This is a genomic window from Inquilinus sp. 2KB_23, from assembly GCF_052115705.1.
Lineage (GTDB): Bacteria > Pseudomonadota > Alphaproteobacteria > DSM-16000 > Inquilinaceae > Inquilinus > Inquilinus ginsengisoli_A.
On record NZ_JBFRHF010000033.1, the window covers coordinates 83,410 to 98,205 of the forward strand.

16 protein-coding genes and 1 riboswitch are annotated in these 14,796 nt (G+C 69.9%); of the genes, 8 read left to right on the forward strand and 8 right to left on the reverse strand.

Annotated features, from left to right (window positions below):
- The first annotated feature begins 66 nt into the window (after positions 1-66).
- The 4 genes from AB4112_RS31580 to AB4112_RS31595 all read left to right on the forward strand — a co-directional run bounded on the left by AB4112_RS31580 (position 67) and on the right by AB4112_RS31595 (position 4,547).
- Complete coding sequence (locus AB4112_RS31580) at positions 67-1,350, forward strand: ROK family transcriptional regulator (RefSeq protein ID WP_441725591.1); 1,284 nt, start codon at positions 67-69, stop codon at positions 1,348-1,350.
- A 130-nt stretch (positions 1,351-1,480) separates the two neighbouring features.
- The gene (locus tag AB4112_RS31585; protein WP_441725594.1) at positions 1,481-2,737 is read left to right on the forward strand and encodes an extracellular solute-binding protein; all 1,257 of its coding nucleotides are present in this window, start codon (positions 1,481-1,483) and stop codon (positions 2,735-2,737) included.
- Between the two features lie 94 nt (positions 2,738-2,831).
- Positions 2,832-3,698, forward strand: a complete 867-nt coding sequence (locus AB4112_RS31590; RefSeq protein WP_441725597.1) for a carbohydrate ABC transporter permease — start codon at positions 2,832-2,834, stop codon at positions 3,696-3,698.
- A 3-nt stretch (positions 3,699-3,701) separates the two neighbouring features.
- Positions 3,702-4,547 (forward strand): carbohydrate ABC transporter permease, encoded by an 846-nt coding sequence (locus tag AB4112_RS31595; RefSeq protein WP_441725600.1) that lies wholly within the window; start codon positions 3,702-3,704, stop codon positions 4,545-4,547.
- A gap of 228 nt (positions 4,548-4,775) precedes the next feature.
- Here AB4112_RS31595 and AB4112_RS31600 read toward each other — a convergent pair whose 3' ends face one another.
- The 3 genes from AB4112_RS31600 to AB4112_RS31610 all read right to left on the reverse strand — a co-directional run bounded on the left by AB4112_RS31600 (position 4,776) and on the right by AB4112_RS31610 (position 7,278).
- Positions 4,776-5,261, reverse strand: a complete 486-nt coding sequence (locus tag AB4112_RS31600; protein WP_441725603.1) for a GNAT family N-acetyltransferase — start codon at positions 5,259-5,261, stop codon at positions 4,776-4,778.
- A 221-nt stretch (positions 5,262-5,482) separates the two neighbouring features.
- Complete coding sequence (locus AB4112_RS31605) at positions 5,483-6,565, reverse strand: 3-deoxy-7-phosphoheptulonate synthase (RefSeq protein ID WP_441725606.1); 1,083 nt, start codon at positions 6,563-6,565, stop codon at positions 5,483-5,485.
- A 305-nt stretch (positions 6,566-6,870) separates the two neighbouring features.
- Positions 6,871-7,278: a tautomerase family protein gene (locus AB4112_RS31610; RefSeq protein WP_441725609.1), complete on the reverse strand. Its 408-nt coding sequence runs from the start codon at positions 7,276-7,278 to the stop codon at positions 6,871-6,873.
- A 192-nt stretch (positions 7,279-7,470) separates the two neighbouring features.
- On the opposite strand from AB4112_RS31610, the gene AB4112_RS31615 reads away from it, so the two are divergent.
- Entirely contained in the window at positions 7,471-8,760 is a 1,290-nt protein-coding gene (locus AB4112_RS31615; protein WP_441725611.1) for an SLC13 family permease, read from the forward strand.
- Between the two features lie 98 nt (positions 8,761-8,858).
- Positions 8,859-9,197: an antibiotic biosynthesis monooxygenase family protein gene (locus tag AB4112_RS31620; RefSeq protein ID WP_441725613.1), complete on the forward strand. Its 339-nt coding sequence runs from the start codon at positions 8,859-8,861 to the stop codon at positions 9,195-9,197.
- 4 nt (positions 9,198-9,201) lie between these two features.
- Here AB4112_RS31620 and AB4112_RS31625 read toward each other — a convergent pair whose 3' ends face one another.
- Positions 9,202-9,633 carry a GFA family protein gene (locus AB4112_RS31625; RefSeq protein WP_441725615.1) on the reverse strand — a complete coding sequence of 144 codons (432 nt, stop codon included), beginning with the start codon at positions 9,631-9,633 and terminating at the stop codon, positions 9,202-9,204.
- Positions 9,634-9,758: 125 nt separating this feature from the next.
- On the opposite strand from AB4112_RS31625, the gene AB4112_RS31630 reads away from it, so the two are divergent.
- Both AB4112_RS31630 and AB4112_RS31635 read left to right on the forward strand, forming a co-directional pair.
- On the forward strand, positions 9,759-10,898 hold the full coding sequence (locus AB4112_RS31630) for a hypothetical protein (RefSeq protein WP_441725618.1): 1,140 nt from the start codon (positions 9,759-9,761) through the stop codon (positions 10,896-10,898).
- Positions 10,899-10,976: 78 nt separating this feature from the next.
- Positions 10,977-11,128, forward strand: a riboswitch (FMN riboswitch).
- Positions 11,129-11,197: 69 nt separating this feature from the next.
- A complete protein-coding gene (locus AB4112_RS31635; protein ID WP_441725621.1) occupies positions 11,198-11,695 on the forward strand; it encodes a 6,7-dimethyl-8-ribityllumazine synthase in 498 nt (165 codons plus the stop codon).
- A 12-nt stretch (positions 11,696-11,707) separates the two neighbouring features.
- On the opposite strand, the gene AB4112_RS31640 is transcribed toward AB4112_RS31635, so the two are convergent.
- From AB4112_RS31640 to AB4112_RS31655, 4 genes are read right to left on the reverse strand one after another with little or no spacing between them, the layout of a single operon-like run.
- Positions 11,708-12,268: a YbhB/YbcL family Raf kinase inhibitor-like protein gene (locus AB4112_RS31640; protein ID WP_441725624.1), complete on the reverse strand. Its 561-nt coding sequence runs from the start codon at positions 12,266-12,268 to the stop codon at positions 11,708-11,710.
- A gap of 32 nt (positions 12,269-12,300) precedes the next feature.
- Positions 12,301-13,209 (reverse strand): helix-turn-helix transcriptional regulator, encoded by a 909-nt coding sequence (locus AB4112_RS31645; protein ID WP_441725627.1) that lies wholly within the window; start codon positions 13,207-13,209, stop codon positions 12,301-12,303.
- Positions 13,210-13,212: 3 nt separating this feature from the next.
- Positions 13,213-13,779, reverse strand: a complete 567-nt coding sequence (locus AB4112_RS31650; protein WP_441725630.1) for an RsmD family RNA methyltransferase — start codon at positions 13,777-13,779, stop codon at positions 13,213-13,215.
- Positions 13,748-14,764, reverse strand: a complete 1,017-nt coding sequence (locus AB4112_RS31655; RefSeq protein ID WP_441725633.1) for a pseudouridine synthase — start codon at positions 14,762-14,764, stop codon at positions 13,748-13,750. Before AB4112_RS31655 ends, AB4112_RS31650 begins: the two co-directional genes overlap by 32 nt.
- Between the last annotated feature and the right edge of the window lie 32 nt (positions 14,765-14,796).

Consider the following 14,796-nt stretch of genomic DNA (forward strand, 5'->3'; position numbering starts at 1 on the left):
ATGGCGGCTATTAATTAAACGCTGTTTGATTATATTGGATCGGTTTCATCGTCGAGGGGAAACTTCATGGCGCGTCCGGCGGACCAGTCCGGCACCTTCCAGGGGGCGAATCTGGAGCATGCGCGGGCGTTGAACCGCCGCGCGGTGTTCGAAGCGGTGCGCCGCCACGGGCCGGTGACGCGGGCGGAGCTGGCGCGGCTGATCGGCCTGACGGTGCAGGGCATCTCCAACATCGCGACGGAGCTCGAGGCCGCCGGGCTGATCCGCCAGGACGGCAAGCGCATGGGGCTGCGCGGCCAGCCGGCGGTCGAGCTGTCGGTCAACCCCGCCGGCGGCTACACCATCGGTCTCAGCCTCGCCTACCGCCGGGTCACCGGCGTGCTGGTCGACCTGACCGGCCAGATCGTCGCCCATGACACGCGGGCCCTGTCGGAGCGCGAGCCGCAGGCGGCGGCACAGGTGCTGGCGGACCAGACGCGCGACCTGCTGTCCGCGTCCGGCATCGACCCCAGCCAGGTTTGGGGCGTCGGCTGCAGCGTGCCCGGCACGGTCCAGAACGGCGCCTTCTGGTACGATAAGGTGAAGGAGGCCGAGGCCTGGATCCGTTTCCCGCTGGGGGCGGAGCTGGAGCGGCTGACCGGCCTGTGGGTGCTGGTCGAGAACGATGCCACCGTGGCCGCGATCGGCGAGCGGCTGTACGGCGTCGGCCGCGTCGCCAGCAGCTTCTTCTACCTGCACTTCAACCTCGGCGTCGGCGGCGGCATCGTGGTCGACGGCCAGCACTACCGCGGCGCCTTCGGCGGCGCCGGCGAGATCGGGCACATGATCGTCAAGCCCGGCGGCCGGTTGTGCCCCTGCGGCAGCCGCGGCTGCCTCGAACAGTATGTCTCGCTTTACGCCGCCGCCGAGGCGGTGTGCGGCCCGACCCGCGCGCCCGACGAGGTGCCGGCGGAGGAGCTGGTGGCGCTGCTGCGCGACGGCGACTCCCGCCTCCTGGCCTGGCAGCAGGAGGCCGGCGAGTACCTGCGCATCGCCATCCGCAACATCGAGGCGATGTTCGACCCCGACACCATCGTGATCGGCGGCGGCCTGCCGCCGGAGCTGATGGAAGGCCTGATTGCCGCCGCCAGCCCGCTGCTGCCGGGCATGACCCACCGTCATGCCAGCAGCCTGCCGCGGCTGGTGCCGGCGGAGCACGCCGCCGACCTGCCGGCGATGGGCGCCGCGGCGCTGCCGGTCGCGGTGCTGCTGCAATCCAGCCTGTCCCGCCTGTCGGCCTCGCCCAGCATCGGCACCGCCGCGGCCGACAATCCGGCCCTGGCCCTGCTCGGCGTCCGCCTCGCCGGCTGAGCCGCGATGCAGAGGCAAGGCCGTTGACAACCCCATGCGGCTTCGTGATTAATAAAACACTGTTTGATTAATTGGCCGGCAGCGAATTGCGGGACAACCGCCGCCTGCCGCCCGACTGGGAGGTGGCATAATGGGACATATCGGCCGCAAGGCCTGTGCGACGCTCGGCATCACCCTGCTTCTGAGCCTTCCGGGCGCCGCCCAGGCCCAGACCGTGCTCAACGGCCTGTTCATGGCCCAGGCCGGCTACTCCGAATCGGATGTGCGGGCGATGACCGAGGCCTTCGAGAAGGCGCATCCCGACATCCAGGTGAAGCTGGAATTCGTCCCCTACGAGACGCTGCACGACAAGATCACCCTCGCGGCCGGGTCCGGCGGCGGCTACGACGTCGTGCTGTTCGACGTGATCTGGCCGGCGGAATTCGCCGCCAACAACATCCTGGCCGACGTCACCGGCCGGATCGACGCCAAGACCCGCGACGCGGTGCAGGCCGGCGCCTGGACCACGGTCGACTACAAGGGCAAGTCCTACGGCATGCCCTGGCTGATGGACAGCAAGTTCCTGTTCTACAACAAGGCCATGCTGGAGAAGGCCGGGATCGCCAAGCCGCCGGCCAGCTGGCCCGAGGTGATCAAGGACGCCGAGATCCTGAAGCAGAAGGGCATCGTCCAGTACCCGATCGTGTGGAGCTGGAGCCAGGCCGAAGCGATCATCTGCGACTACGCCATCCTGGTGCAGGCCTTCGGCGGCGACTTCCTCGACGCCAGCGGCAAGCCGGGCTTCCAGACCGGCGGCGGCCTGGATGCGCTGAACTTCATGGTCGACACCCTGAAGAACGGCACCACCAACCCGCATTCGACCGAGTATCTGGAAGAGGACGTGCGCCGCGTCTTCTCCAGCGGCCAGGCGGCCTTCGCGCTGAACTGGACCTACATGTACAACCAGGCCAACACCGACCCGAAGGAATCGCAGATCGTCGGCCAGGTCGGCGTCATCGCCCCGCCCGGCGTCGACGGGAAAAGCACTGTCTCGACCGTCAATGGCGGCATGGGCCTCGGCATCCCCACGGGCAGCAAGAACCAGGACGCGGCCTGGACCTACATCACCTACCTCGCCTCGCCCGAGGTCGAAGCCAAGTATGCCAACAGCGGGCCGCCGATCTGGAAGTCTTACTACGAGGACCCATCGCTGAAGACCTCGCCCAACGCCCCGCTGCTTGAGGCGCAGGACAAGTCCTTCGCCAAGCTGTTCAGCCGGCCGCAGGCGGTCGACTACACCCAGTTCTCGACCCGGCTGCAGCAGGCCCTGCAGCAGGCGCTGTTGGGCCAGGCCTCGGCCGCGGATGCGCTGAAGTCGGCGGCCTCGGACCTCGGCGCCACCAACTGACGCCAGCCCGATAGCACCAACCCCCTCTCCCCGTTCCGGCCGCCGGCCGGGCGGGGGAGGGGCCTTAACTCCCGTGCCAAGCAAGAGGACTGTCTTGACGTTTCGTGGGCGGTTGCTGCTGGTCCTGCCGCTCCTGGTGGTCCTGGCTGCTGTCATCGGCTGGCCGTTGCTCGACACGGTCTGGCTCAGCTTCACCGACGCCCAGCTCGGCGGCGCCAGCGGCAATTTCGTCGGCATCGACAACTATATCCGCGCCTTCCGGTCCCCGGGCTTCCTCAAGGCGCTCGGCGTCACCACGCTGTTCACGGTGCTGACCGTCAGCATCGAGATGGGGCTCGGCCTGTGCGTCGGGCTGCTGCTCGACATGCCGCTGAAGGGCCGCGCCTTCTTCCGCTTCCTGCTGATCGTGCCCTGGGCGTTGCCGACCGTGGTCAACGCCATGGCTTGGCGGGTGATCTACAACCCGGATTTCGGCGCCCTGAACGCGCTGCTGACCCAGCTCGGCATCATCGACCAGTACCAGAGCTGGCTGGGCAGCCCGGCGACCGCGCTGTTCGCGATCGGCGCCGCCGACATCTGGAAGACCTTCTCGCTGGTGGCGCTGATCACCCTGGCCGGGCTGCAGAGCGTGCCGAAGGAGTTGCGCGAGGCCGCGACGATCGACGGCGCCGGCTTCCTCGCCCGGTTCCGCGCCGTCACCCTGCCGGTGATCCTGCTGCCGCTCAGCATCGCCGCGGTGCTGCGCATGATCGAGGCGGTGAAGGTGTTCGACATCATCTGGGTGATGACCCGCGGCGGCCCGGTCGACAGCACCAAGTCGCTCAGCATCCTGATCTACCAGGAGGCGTTCTCGTTCCGCCACGCCGGCTACGGCGCCTCGCTGGCGATGCTGTCGGTCGCGCTCAGCCTGGTGCTGATCGCCGGCTACACCCGCGTCCTGCGCAACCAGCCGAGGGCCTGACCGATGCGCATGTCCCTGCCCGGCCGGATCGCCGCCTACGCCGCCATGTATCTCGTCGGCATCGTCATCCTGGTGCCGGTGCTGTGGCTGCTGGTGATGAGCGTCAGCTCGACCCGCGACCTCACCACCCTGCCCTTGGCCTGGATCCCGAGTGAGCTCGACTTCTCGCGCTACACCAGGCTGCTCACCATCTCCTCGAATGGCGACGGCGCCGCCTTCCTGGCGGCGCTGCGCAACACCTGCCTGGTGGCGCTGGGCACCACGATCCTGGCCTTCCTGCTGGCGATCCCGGCGGCCTGGGTGTTCTCGCGCTATCCCAAGCGCTACAGCTGGATGCTGTACCTGATCGTCGCCACCTACATGCTGCCGCCGCTGATGTTCGTGGTGCCGCTGTACCGCATCCTGTCGTCGTTCGACCTGCTCAACTCGCCCTGGGCGCTGATGATCGCCGACTGCACCATCGTGCTGCCCTTCACCACCTGGCTGCTGAAGAGCGGCATCGACAACATCCCGGTGGACCTTGAGGAGGCGGCGCGGATCGATGGCGCCAAGCTGTGGCAGATCCTGCTGCGGGTCACCCTGCCTCTCGCCCGGCCGGTGATCGGCACCACGCTGCTGTTCTCGGCCCTGATCGTGTGGGACGAGTTCCTCTACGCCATGCTGTTCACCAGCGACAGCCGGGCCCAGACCCTGACCGTGGTGATCGCCAACCTGGCCAGCGGCCGCGTCTCCGACTACGGCCTGCTGGCGACGGCGGGGGTGATCGCCGCCGCCCCGCCGGTGCTGGTCGGGCTGCTGCTGCAGCGCTCGATCGTATCCGGCCTGACCAGTGGCAGTGTGAAGGGCTGAGAGACCGCTTGTAAACGCGCCGGCGCGAGCGGCCTAAGCCGTGACTGTATATCGGTCGGATTTGATGAGTTTTTTCCGGGCCTTATAAGTACCGTAACGTCCGACGAAAGAAATCATCTTGCGCAGTAAAATAACAACAGGTAAGACTTAAGTCCCAGCCTGGGTCCAATTCAGGCATTTTCATCGGTCCCCGCATATTCATCGGGGCCCAGGCTGGGGCTTTGCCGGTCAGCTCGACAGGGCCGGGCGCTCGGACTGCACCGGCTTGTGCATGTGGACGACGGTGCCGTCCTTGAACGGCTCCTCGCGCTCGACCGTGAAGCCGGACCGGGCGTAGAGGTCGACATTCCCGGCGAATTGCGGGTTGGTGTACAGGCGCAGCGCCGGCCGGCCGAGTTCGGCCGCCAGGGCCTCGGCATGGGCGAGCAGGTGCTGGCCGTGGCCGCGGCGCTGGGCGTCGGGGGCGACCGCCACATTCTCGATCAGCAGGTCGTCGCCGCGGTCGATCATCTCGATCAGCGCGACCAGGGCATCGCCGGCATACAGCAGGTCGATCCGGTGCTCGCGCACCGCCTCGTCGTAATCCACGGCCATCGGCAGCGGCTCGCGGCCGATCACCGGCACCCATTTGGCATAGGCCGCGCGGGTCAGCGCACGGACGGCGTCGGCGTCGGTTGCGACCGCGCGGCGGATCTGCAGGTGGGGCTGGCTCATGGTCTGGTCCTTCGGGGGCGACGGTGACCGGCAAGAAAAAACCCGCCGGTCCGGGGGACGGCGGGTTGCGGTGCTCGGGATCCGGAGGGGTCAGCCGGGGCTGACCCCGGCGGATCCCCCACCTCTCCCGGCGCACCACAGCACCGCCGTCGCCGCAGGGCGACGTCGTTTGCTGGTGGTGGTAGCTCGGGCAATGCGATCCATGGTGGAATGATCCCGTCTCAGGCGGTCGCCGTCAACGCCTGTGCTGTTACAGTTCGCCGCGCCGCGACCGCCTTGGCCAGCCGCTCCAGCACCGCGACCGAGGCGTCCCAGCCGATGCAGCCATCGGTGATGCTCTGGCCGTAGACCAGGGGCTGGCCCGCGACCAGCTCCTGCCGGCCGGCGACCAGGTGGCTCTCGACCATCACGCCGATGATGCGCTGGTCGCCGCCGGCGACCTGGCGCGACACGTCCTCGACCACCCGCGGCTGGTTCTCCGGCTTCTTGCTGCTGTTGGCGTGGCTGGCGTCGATCATCACCACCGGGCGCAGCCCGGCGCGGGTCAGTTCGGCGCAGGCAGCCTCGACGCTGGCGGCATCGTAGTTCGGCGCCTTGCCGCCGCGCAGCATGATGTGCGCGTCCTCATTGCCGGTGGTGGCGGCGATCGCCGACTGGCCGGTCTTGGTCACCGCCAGGAAATGATGCGGCTGCGACGCCGAGCCCACGGCGTCGACCGCGATCTTCACATTGCCGTCGGTGCCGTTCTTGAACCCGACCGGGCAGGACAGGCCGGACGCCATCTCACGGTGGATCTGGCTTTCGGTGGTGCGGGCGCCGATGGCGCCCCAGCCGACCAGGTCGGCGATGTATTGCGGCGTGGTCATGTCCAGGAACTCGCAGGCCGCCGGCAGGCCCAGCGTGTTGACCTCCAGCAGCAGCCGGCGGGCCAGCCGCAGGCCCTTGTCGATCTGGAAGCTGCCGTCCAGGTCCGGGTCGTTGATCAGCCCCTTCCAGCCCACCGTGGTGCGCGGCTTCTCGAAATAGACCCGCATCACGATCTCCAGCGTGTCGGCGAAGCGGGCTCGCAGCGGCGCCAGCCGGGTCGCGTATTCGATGGCGGCGTCGGGATCATGGATCGAGCAAGGGCCGATCACCACCGCCAGGCGGTCGTCGGTGCCGTGCAGGATGCCGTGCAGGGCGCGGCGGGCCTCGGTCACGGTGCGGGTCGCCACGGCGGTGCGCGGGAATTCGCGCATCACCGCGTCGGGGGTGCTTAGTTCCTTGATCTCGCGGATGCGGAGGTCGTCGGTGGTGGTCAGCACGGCATGGGCTCCTGGGGGTTCACCACACCGGCGGCATTAAAAAAGCCGCCAGGTGGTCTGGCGGCTCTCGGGACGTCTGTTGATCGGTCTTCAGATCACGCGCACCCTCGCTCCGCCGCTGAAAGCGGGTAGCTAAAGTACCAAAAGTAGGTGCGGGCGCGGACACGGGTCATGTCGTGCATATAGGTCACGCCGCGGCCTTTGTCACGGGGGTTCTTGCGAAAAGCGGGACGGGGCTTTCGGAAAATGTCCGAAACCGCCCACTCCCGGCCCCAGCCTTCCGCAGCCAGCGATGTCTTGAAGACTTACGCTCCACGGGCCTCAAGCCACTTCGCTTCCTCTTCGGGCGTGGCTCCCGGCACGATCATGCCGAATTCCATTCCGTGGCCCGGCAAGATCTCTTCGAAGACGATTGCAAGCGCGTCGTTCGGGATGCCGCCGATTTCCATCGCCGCGTCATTGAGCTGTTTCAGCATCGAATGCTTCGTTTCCGTGGTTCTCCCCGCCCGAATATGGCCAAGCAGAAACACCACGGGAGACGGACTCTCAGCAAAAAATCCGCTTCCCTCCGGATAGGTCTGGAAAATAATCCGCACCATACTTCTGGGGGCACCTGTCGCTCCCACGTGAATGTCCGTGACGGCCTTGGCCAGAGCCATCCTTTGTCTGCCAGAGAAGGTGCCTTCCTGCGAAGTCCAGGTGTAAATGGGCATGATCATTATTCCTTTGTCCACTCGGACGATCGCCGTATTTTGTCCTGGCCCGTCTTGTCGAGGATCAATAGTTGGAAGCCATGCGCTACAGGAAGATTTCAACAACGATGGAAACCGGTTACATCTAGAATGTTAGGTTGCCCTTAAGGCCATCGAAGCATCGTCAAGGTGCCGCGGGCGGGGCGGGACATCGTGCATCTGTGGGTCACCGGCCTAGTGGTCGCGGCGACGGTCGGGCTATGGGCGACCGGGAAGCTGCCGGAATACCTCACCGCCCTGCTGTTCTTCGCCGCCGCCACCATCCTGGCGCTGGCGCCGCCCGCCACCATCTTCTCCGGCTTCGCCTCGGCCGCCTTCTGGCTGGTGCTCGGCGGCTATGTCCTGGGCTTCGCCATCCGCAACACCGGGCTGGCGGAACGCGCGGCCCGGCTGCTGGCGGCGCGGCTCTCCGGCTCCTACCCCCGGCTGGTGGCCGGCGTGGTCGGGCTGACCTACGCCCTGGCCTTCGTCATGCCGTCGAACATGGGCCGCATTGCGCTGCTGATGCCGATCGTCATGGCCCTGGCCGACCGGGTGGGCCTGGGCGAAGGCCGGCGCGGGCGGATCGGGCTGGCGCTGGCGGTCGGCTTCGGCACCTTCCAGCTCTCCGCCTCGATCCTGCCGGCCAATGTGCCGAACCTGGTGATGGCCGGGGCGATCGAATCCAACTACGGGCTGCACCTGGCCTACCTGCCCTATCTGCTGCTGCACGCGCCGGTGCTCGGCCTGCTCAAGGGCATCGCGCTGAACGGCTGCATCTGCTGGCTGTTCCGCGACACGGTGTCGGGCGCGGCGCCGGCCGAACCGGCCAGACCGGTCTCCGCGGCCGAGCTGCGGCTGGCCGTGCTGCTGGGCGCGACCCTGCTGCTGTGGCTGACGGATTCGGTGCATGGCGTGTCGCCGGCCTGGGTCGGCCTCGCCGCCGCCTGCCTGTGCCTGATGCCGCGCATCGGCTTCGTCACCGGCGAGGAGTTCGGGCGCGACGTCAACCACCGCACCTCGATCTATGTCGCCGGCATCCTCGGCCTCGCCGCCCTGGTGGGGCAGAGCGGCCTGGGCCAGGTGATCGGCGACGCCCTGCTGCATGTCGCGCCGCCCGACCCTGCCGCGCCGGCGCGCAGCTTCGCCACCCTGATCGGCGTGACCTCGGCCCTCAGCTTCGTGGTCACCGCCAATGGCGTGCCGGCGCTGTTCACGCCGCTGGCGCAATCCTTCGCCGATGCCGCAGGCCTGCCGCTGCTGACCGTGTTGATGATCCAGGTGATCGGCTTCTCCACCCCGTTCCTGCCCTATCAGGCGGCGCCGCTGGTGGTGGCGATGGGGATGGGCCGGGTGCCCTTCGCCGCCGGGCTGCGCCTCAGCCTGGCGCTGGCCGCGATCACTTTCGTGGTGCTGGCGCCGCTGGACTATGGCTGGTTCGCGCTGCTGGGTTGGCTGGGCTGACCCCCTTCCTGGGACAGTTCGGCCGGGATCGAAGCCTACCGGCGTGCCGGCCCGCCCCGGCCGGGCTAGGATGCCTGGAAACAGCCAGGGAAGAGACGATGATCGCGATCATTTTCGAGGTCGAGCCGGCGGAGGGCCGGATGGACGACTATCTCGACCACGCCGCCCGGCTGAAGCCGATCCTGGAGCAGATGCCCGGCTTCATCTCGGTCGAGCGTTTCCGCAGCCTGACCGACCCGGGAAAGCTGCTGTCGCTGTCGTTCTGGCAGGACGAGGCGGCGGTGGCGGGCTGGCGCAACCGGGTCGAGCACCGCGCCTCCCAGGCCGCCGGGCGCGACGGCATCTTCCGCGACTACCGCCTGCGGGTCGCCGCGGTGCTGCGCGACTACGGCCTGTCCGAACGCCGCGACCAGGCGCCGGCCGATTCGCCGTTCTGACGGGTCAGAGGCCGGGCACCTGCGGATAGTCCGGCGCATCGGGATCCGGGTCCTGCGGCCATTGCCGGCCGCCGTCCGTGATCGCGTAGTAGTCGCCCTTGTCGGCGGTGAAGAGATGGGCGTCGATCTGCAGCCCGGTGGCGCCGTCCAGCGTGCCGGCGGCGATGCTGACCCTGGGGCCGCCGGTCACCGCCCAGAACAGGCTGGCGCTGCACTCGCCGCAGAAGCCGCGGCGGGCCTCGGGCGAGGACCGGTACCAGCGCAGGCCCTTGTTGCGTTCCAGCACCAGGTCGCCGCTGGCGCAGGCGGTGAAGGCGGCGAAATGGCCGGAGGTGCGGCGGCACTGGCCGCAATGGCAGGCCACCACCTGGCGCAGCGGCCCGGTCACCCGATAGCGCACCGCCCCGCACAGGCATCCACCCGTCCGGTCCGTCATCGCTCCGCCCTCCTGTTGCCCGAATCCGGCTGCTAGGGTGCTGCGACCGGCGGCACGGCACTATGCCCGCTCCGCCATGCGGTGTCGCGGGGGCGCCACCGCCTTCTGGGCAAGGGGAAAGACCGGTGCGACTTGTGGTGTCCTGGATCGCCGGCGGCCTGGCCGCCCTGCTGCCGCTGACGGCCCTGGCGGCCGACCCGCCGCCGCGCCGCACCGAGGCGATGAGCTTCAGCCTGGCCGGCAATGGCGGCAACTGCCTGGGCTGCGAATGGGTGGCGGCGGAAGGGCTGATCACCGCCGACGCGCCGGCCGCCTTCGCCGCGTTCCTGAAGCAGGAGGGCTGGTCCGGCTGCTATTCGGCCGAGCCGGTGATGCTGGATTCGCCCGGCGGCGATGCCGAGGCGGCGATGGCCCTGGGCCGCGCCCTGCGCGCGGCCGGCTGCACCACCTCGGTCGGCCGGACCGTGCCCGACCCCGAGTCGGCGGATGCCGGCCGGCCGATCGAGATGGAGATCGCCGGCCAATGCGAGGGCGCCTGCGTTCTGGCCTTCCTGGGTGGACAGGAGCGCTCGCCGCGGCCGGACCAGCTGGTGCTGTCGCCGCTGCTTGCCGACCGGCCCGGCCTGTCCGCCGCCAAGGGCCTTGCCGAGGGCCTGATGCTGGCCTCCCGGATCGGGGCGTATCTGGCGGAGATGGGGGCCGACCCGGCCTTCGGCCCGCGCCTGGCCCTGGCGCCGGACGCGCCGCCGCAGACGCTCGGCGCCGCCGACCTCGCCGGCCTTGCCATCGACAACAGCGAGATCGAGACCCGCACGCCCTGGCAGGTCACGCCCTACCGCGGCGGCGCCGTGGCGGTGACCACCCACCGCATCGGCCCGCAGGGCGGCGACGAGAACACGCTGACCCTGTTCTGCCGCCGCGGCAAACCCGCCCCCGCCGCCCTGATGCTCAGCCGCCGCTGGGGCGCCGACAAGAACAACGTGCCGTCGCCCGAGCCGGTGACGCTGGGCTTGGCCGCCGCGGAGGCCGGCGGTCAAGCGGTGGAGCGCACGGTGGCGGATGCCGAAAGCCGCGAGACCGACGATGGCTGGGGCTTCCTGACGGTCGACCTGACGGCGGCGGAGCTGGCGGCGCTGCGGGCCGGCCGCAGCCTGACCCTGTCCGGCGGCGTGCCGCCGAACTGGGGCACCGACTGGGCCGAGACCGCGACCCTCACCGCGGCCGATCGCGACGTCGTCGCCCTGGCCCTGCGCAACTGCATCTGAGACGCCCGCACAGCGGGGCTTGCCAAGCGGTGGCTGCCTCCCGATATTCGAAACAGTCGTCCGGATCCCCCGGGCGGCGAACGTTCTCAGGGCGGGGTGCAAGTCCCCACCGGCGGTGATGGCGCGAAAGCGCACAAGCCCGCGAGCGCCTGCCGGGTCAACCGGCAGGGTCAGCAGATTCGGTTGGAATCCGAAGCCGACGGTCACAGTCCGGATGAAAGAGAACGGGGAAGTCCGGCCGGGCGAGTCCCGGCGGTCGGTCCCGTATGCCCTGATTCTGGTCCTATGTGAGGATGGCCATGAATCAGTCTCAGTCCCCGTCGAATACCGATACCGGTCGCGTCGCGTTCATCCAGGCTTGCTGGCACCGCGACATCGTCGACCAATGCAAGACCGCCTTCCTGGCCGAGATTGCCCGGGCGGGCAAGCCGGCGCCGCAGGTCGACCTGTTCGAGGTGCCGGGCGTGTTCGAGATCCCGCTGCACGCCCAGCTCCTGGCCAAGACCGGCCGCTACGATGCCATCGTGGCCACCGGCTTCATCGTCGATGGCGGCATCTACCGCCATGAGTTCGTCTCCACCGCGGTGATCGACGGGCTGATGCGGGTGCAGCTCGACACCGAGGTGCCGGTGCTGTCGGCCGTGCTGACGCCGCAGCGTTTCCACGAGCACGAGACCCACACCGCCTTCTTCCGCGAGCATTTCCTGGTCAAGGGCAAGGAGGTCGCGGAAGCCTGTCTGGCGACCGTCGCGGCGGTGACCCGGCTGCGCAGCCAGGCCCTCCGCGCGGCGGCCTGACCCGGACTGGCCTCACCGCCCGTAGAGGGCGGTGAGGCTGGCGCGGCCGATCTCGGTGCCGTGCAGGGCGAAGCCGACCATGGCCGCCGAGGCCTGCGGGTCGACCGGCAGGCGGTCGACCGACAGCGCATGCACCGTGAAGATGTAGTGGTGCGGCCGGTCGCCCTGCGGCGGGCAGGGGCCGCCATAGGCCGAACTGCCGTAATCGGTGCGGCCCTGCACCGCCCCGGCCGGCAGGCCGGGCGCCGATGGCGCGCCCGCGCCTTCCGGCAAAGCGGTGACCCCCGCCGGGATGTCGGCCACCACCCAGTGCCACCAGCCGCTGCCGGACGGTGCGTCGGGATCATAGGCGGTGACAGTGAAGCTCTTGGTGCCGGCCGGCGCCCCTGACCAGGCCAGGGCCGGGGAGACATTGTCTCCACTGCAGCCGAAGCTGTTGAAGACGAAGCGGTTGGCGATCTTGCCGCCCTCGGCCAGGTCGGGGCTGGTCAGGCGGAATTCCGCGGCGTGGCCAGGGCCGGCGGACAGGATCGCGGCCAGCGCCAGGCCGGCGGCGACAGTAGCGGTGCGCATGAAAAATCTCCTCGGGATCGGGTGAGGAGACGCTAGGGCGGCGCCGCCTCCGGCATCGTCCGGTTCCGATCGGAGACCGTCCCGATCCGATCAATTGCTGAACCAGGGCGGGTGGCGGAGGGGATCAGCCCGAACCGTGCCCGGAACAGCCCGGCGAAGCGCGAGGGCGAGCGGTAGCCGCAGGCCTGCGCGACCTGGGCGATCGAGCCGGCGCCGCCATAGAGCAGCGTCAGCGCATGGTCCAGCCGGGTGTCGCTCAACACCCGGGTGAAGCCGGCGCCCTCGGCCCGCAGGCGGCGGCGCAGCGTCGGCTCGCTCAGGCCCAGGCGCCGGGCGGCATCGGCAGCCGACCATGGGGCGGCCGGCTGCGCCGCGATCAGCAGCCGCAGCCGCTCGGCGACACGCTCCTCCGCCTCCGGCCGCCAGGCGACGCCCTGCTCGGCCAGCAGGATCAAGAGCTCGGTCATCCGGTGCCGGGTGGCCTCGACCGATAGCTTCGGCCCGGCGGCGAAGGCGGACAGCGCATGGTCCGCGGCCTCGGCGAGCCGGTCGGAGCGCAGCAGGGCGAAGGGTCGCGGCGGCCGGCCGCCTTCGGCGAGATGGGGGAACCCCAGCCGGAACGCGCGCAGCAGCGACGGCGCGAAGCTGATCAGGACGGACCGGTACAGCCCGCCCTCCGGCGGGATGTTGACGACATCCACCGTCTCGACCGGCGACAGGGCGATCGCATCCCCGGCCCGGGCGGCGAGTTGGCGCCCATCGAGATGGAACTCCTTGCCGCCGCTGGCCACCAGGATCAGGCCGGGTTCGGGGAACCGGACGTTGTGGATGCGGTCGCGGGCGTGGCAGCCGAACACGCAGGCCGTCCCCACCGCCTCGTCACGCAGGGTGCTGCTGCCCTGCTCGAAATGGCGGATCAGCGCGGCGGCCGTGTGCCCCATGGCCTACCCCGCCACCCGGCCGAAGCCGATGCGGGCGATGCCGTAGCGGCGCTCGTCCAGCAGGTCGAGGCCCGGCACCGCCGGCTCGTCGGCCGCGGTCTCGGCCACCACCAGGCAGCCCGGTGCCAGCCAGCCGGCGGCGGACAGCGCCGTGATCGCAGGGCCGATCAGGCCCTTGGCATAGGGCGGGTCAAGGAACAGCAGCGTCGCCCGGGCCTTGGCCGGCGGCGGCTTCAGCGCGTCGGCGCGCAGCACATGGGCACGGCCGGTCTCGCCCAGCGTCTCGGCGTTCCTGCGGGCGAAGCCCAGCGCCGCGGGGGAGTTGTCGAACAGCCAAGCCTCCGCCGCGCCGCGCGACAGCGCCTCGAAGGCCAGCGCCCCGGTGCCGGCGAAGGCGTCCAGCACCACCGCATCGGCCACCGCGTCGCCGCCCTCCGGCCCGTATCCGGCATGGGCCAGGATGTTGAACACCGCCTCGCGCACCCGCTCGCCGGTCGGGCGGGTGGCGCGGTCGGGCGGGGCGGCGAGGGGCCGGCCCCTATGCCGGCCGGCGACGAGGCGCAGGGGCATGGCGGGGGGCCGGGCCGGTGGAAGATTTGGGGCCGGCAGGGGGCTTGGGGGCGGTGGCAGGCCTTGCCGCCGATCTCGGCTTCGGCGGCTCCTCCTCGCGGTTGTCCATCCAACGGCCGAGCTGGTCGCGCAGCACCGAGGCCTTGACCTCCTCGGCCTTGCCCTTCTCCAGGATGCCCAGCTGGAACGGGCCGTAGGAGATGCGGATCAGCCGGTTCACGTTCAGGCCGATCGCCTCCATCACCTTGCGCACCTCGCGGTTCTTGCCCTCGCGCAGGGTGATGGTCAGCCAGGCATTGGCGCCCTGCACCTTGTCCAGCTCCGCCTCGATCGGGCCGTAGTTGACGCCGGAGACGGTGATGCCTCCGGCCAGCCCGGCCAGCTTCGCCGGATCGGGCGCGCCATGGACGCGCACGCGGTAGCGCCGCGGCCAGCCGGTCGAGGGCAGCTCCAGCCGCCGCGACAGCTCGCCGTCATTGGTCAGCAGCAGCAGGCCCTCGCTGTTGAGGTCGAGCCGGCCGATCGACACCACGCGCGGCAGCTCCTCCGGCAGGTTGTCGAACACGGTCTGGCGGCCCTGCGGGTCGACCCGGGTGGTGACCAGCCCGGCCGGCTTGTGATAGCGCCACAGGCGCGTGCGCTCGGGGTCCGGCACCGCCACGCCGTCGACGCTCAGCACCGCGCCCGGCGGCACCACCACGGCGGGGGTCTCCAGCACCTTGCCGTTGATCGCGACGCGGCCCTCGGCGATCCAGCGCTCGGCCTCGCGGCGCGAGCACATGCCGGCGCGGGCCAGGACCTTGGCGACGCGCTCGCCATCCTTCTCGCCGCCGTCCTTGAAGGTGCCTTTCGGCTTCGGGGCCGGTTTCGCGGCCGGCTTGGCGCCCATGGTCGGCTTCGGGTTCGGAACCGGCGTCGCGGCGCCCTTCGCGGCCGTGTCGCCCGCCGTCTTCCCGACGGTGGTCTTGTGATCGGTCTTGCTCATGACCCTTGTTTACCGCGAAGCCTCCCGCCAGG

Bases quoted from the DNA above. Each gene is read 5' to 3' on its own strand.
- AB4112_RS31580 (WP_441725591.1), top strand. From the start codon at position 67: ATGGCGCGTCCGGCGGACCAGTCCGGCACCTTCCAGGGGGCGAATCTG.
- AB4112_RS31585 (WP_441725594.1), top strand. From the start codon at position 1,481: ATGGGACATATCGGCCGCAAGGCCTGTGCGACGCTCGGCATCACCCTG.
- AB4112_RS31595 (WP_441725600.1), top strand. From the start codon at position 3,702: ATGCGCATGTCCCTGCCCGGCCGGATCGCCGCCTACGCCGCCATGTAT.
- AB4112_RS31600 (WP_441725603.1), bottom strand. From the start codon at position 5,261: ATGAGCCAGCCCCACCTGCAGATCCGCCGCGCGGTCGCAACCGACGCC.
- AB4112_RS31610 (WP_441725609.1), bottom strand. From the start codon at position 7,278: ATGCCCATTTACACCTGGACTTCGCAGGAAGGCACCTTCTCTGGCAGA.
- AB4112_RS31620 (WP_441725613.1), top strand. From the start codon at position 8,859: ATGATCGCGATCATTTTCGAGGTCGAGCCGGCGGAGGGCCGGATGGAC.
- AB4112_RS31625 (WP_441725615.1), bottom strand. From the start codon at position 9,633: ATGACGGACCGGACGGGTGGATGCCTGTGCGGGGCGGTGCGCTATCGG.
- AB4112_RS31635 (WP_441725621.1), top strand. From the start codon at position 11,198: ATGAATCAGTCTCAGTCCCCGTCGAATACCGATACCGGTCGCGTCGCG.
- AB4112_RS31640 (WP_441725624.1), bottom strand. From the start codon at position 12,268: ATGCGCACCGCTACTGTCGCCGCCGGCCTGGCGCTGGCCGCGATCCTG.
- AB4112_RS31645 (WP_441725627.1), bottom strand. From the start codon at position 13,209: ATGGGGCACACGGCCGCCGCGCTGATCCGCCATTTCGAGCAGGGCAGC.
- AB4112_RS31650 (WP_441725630.1), bottom strand. From the start codon at position 13,779: ATGCCCCTGCGCCTCGTCGCCGGCCGGCATAGGGGCCGGCCCCTCGCC.
- AB4112_RS31655 (WP_441725633.1), bottom strand. From the start codon at position 14,764: ATGAGCAAGACCGATCACAAGACCACCGTCGGGAAGACGGCGGGCGAC.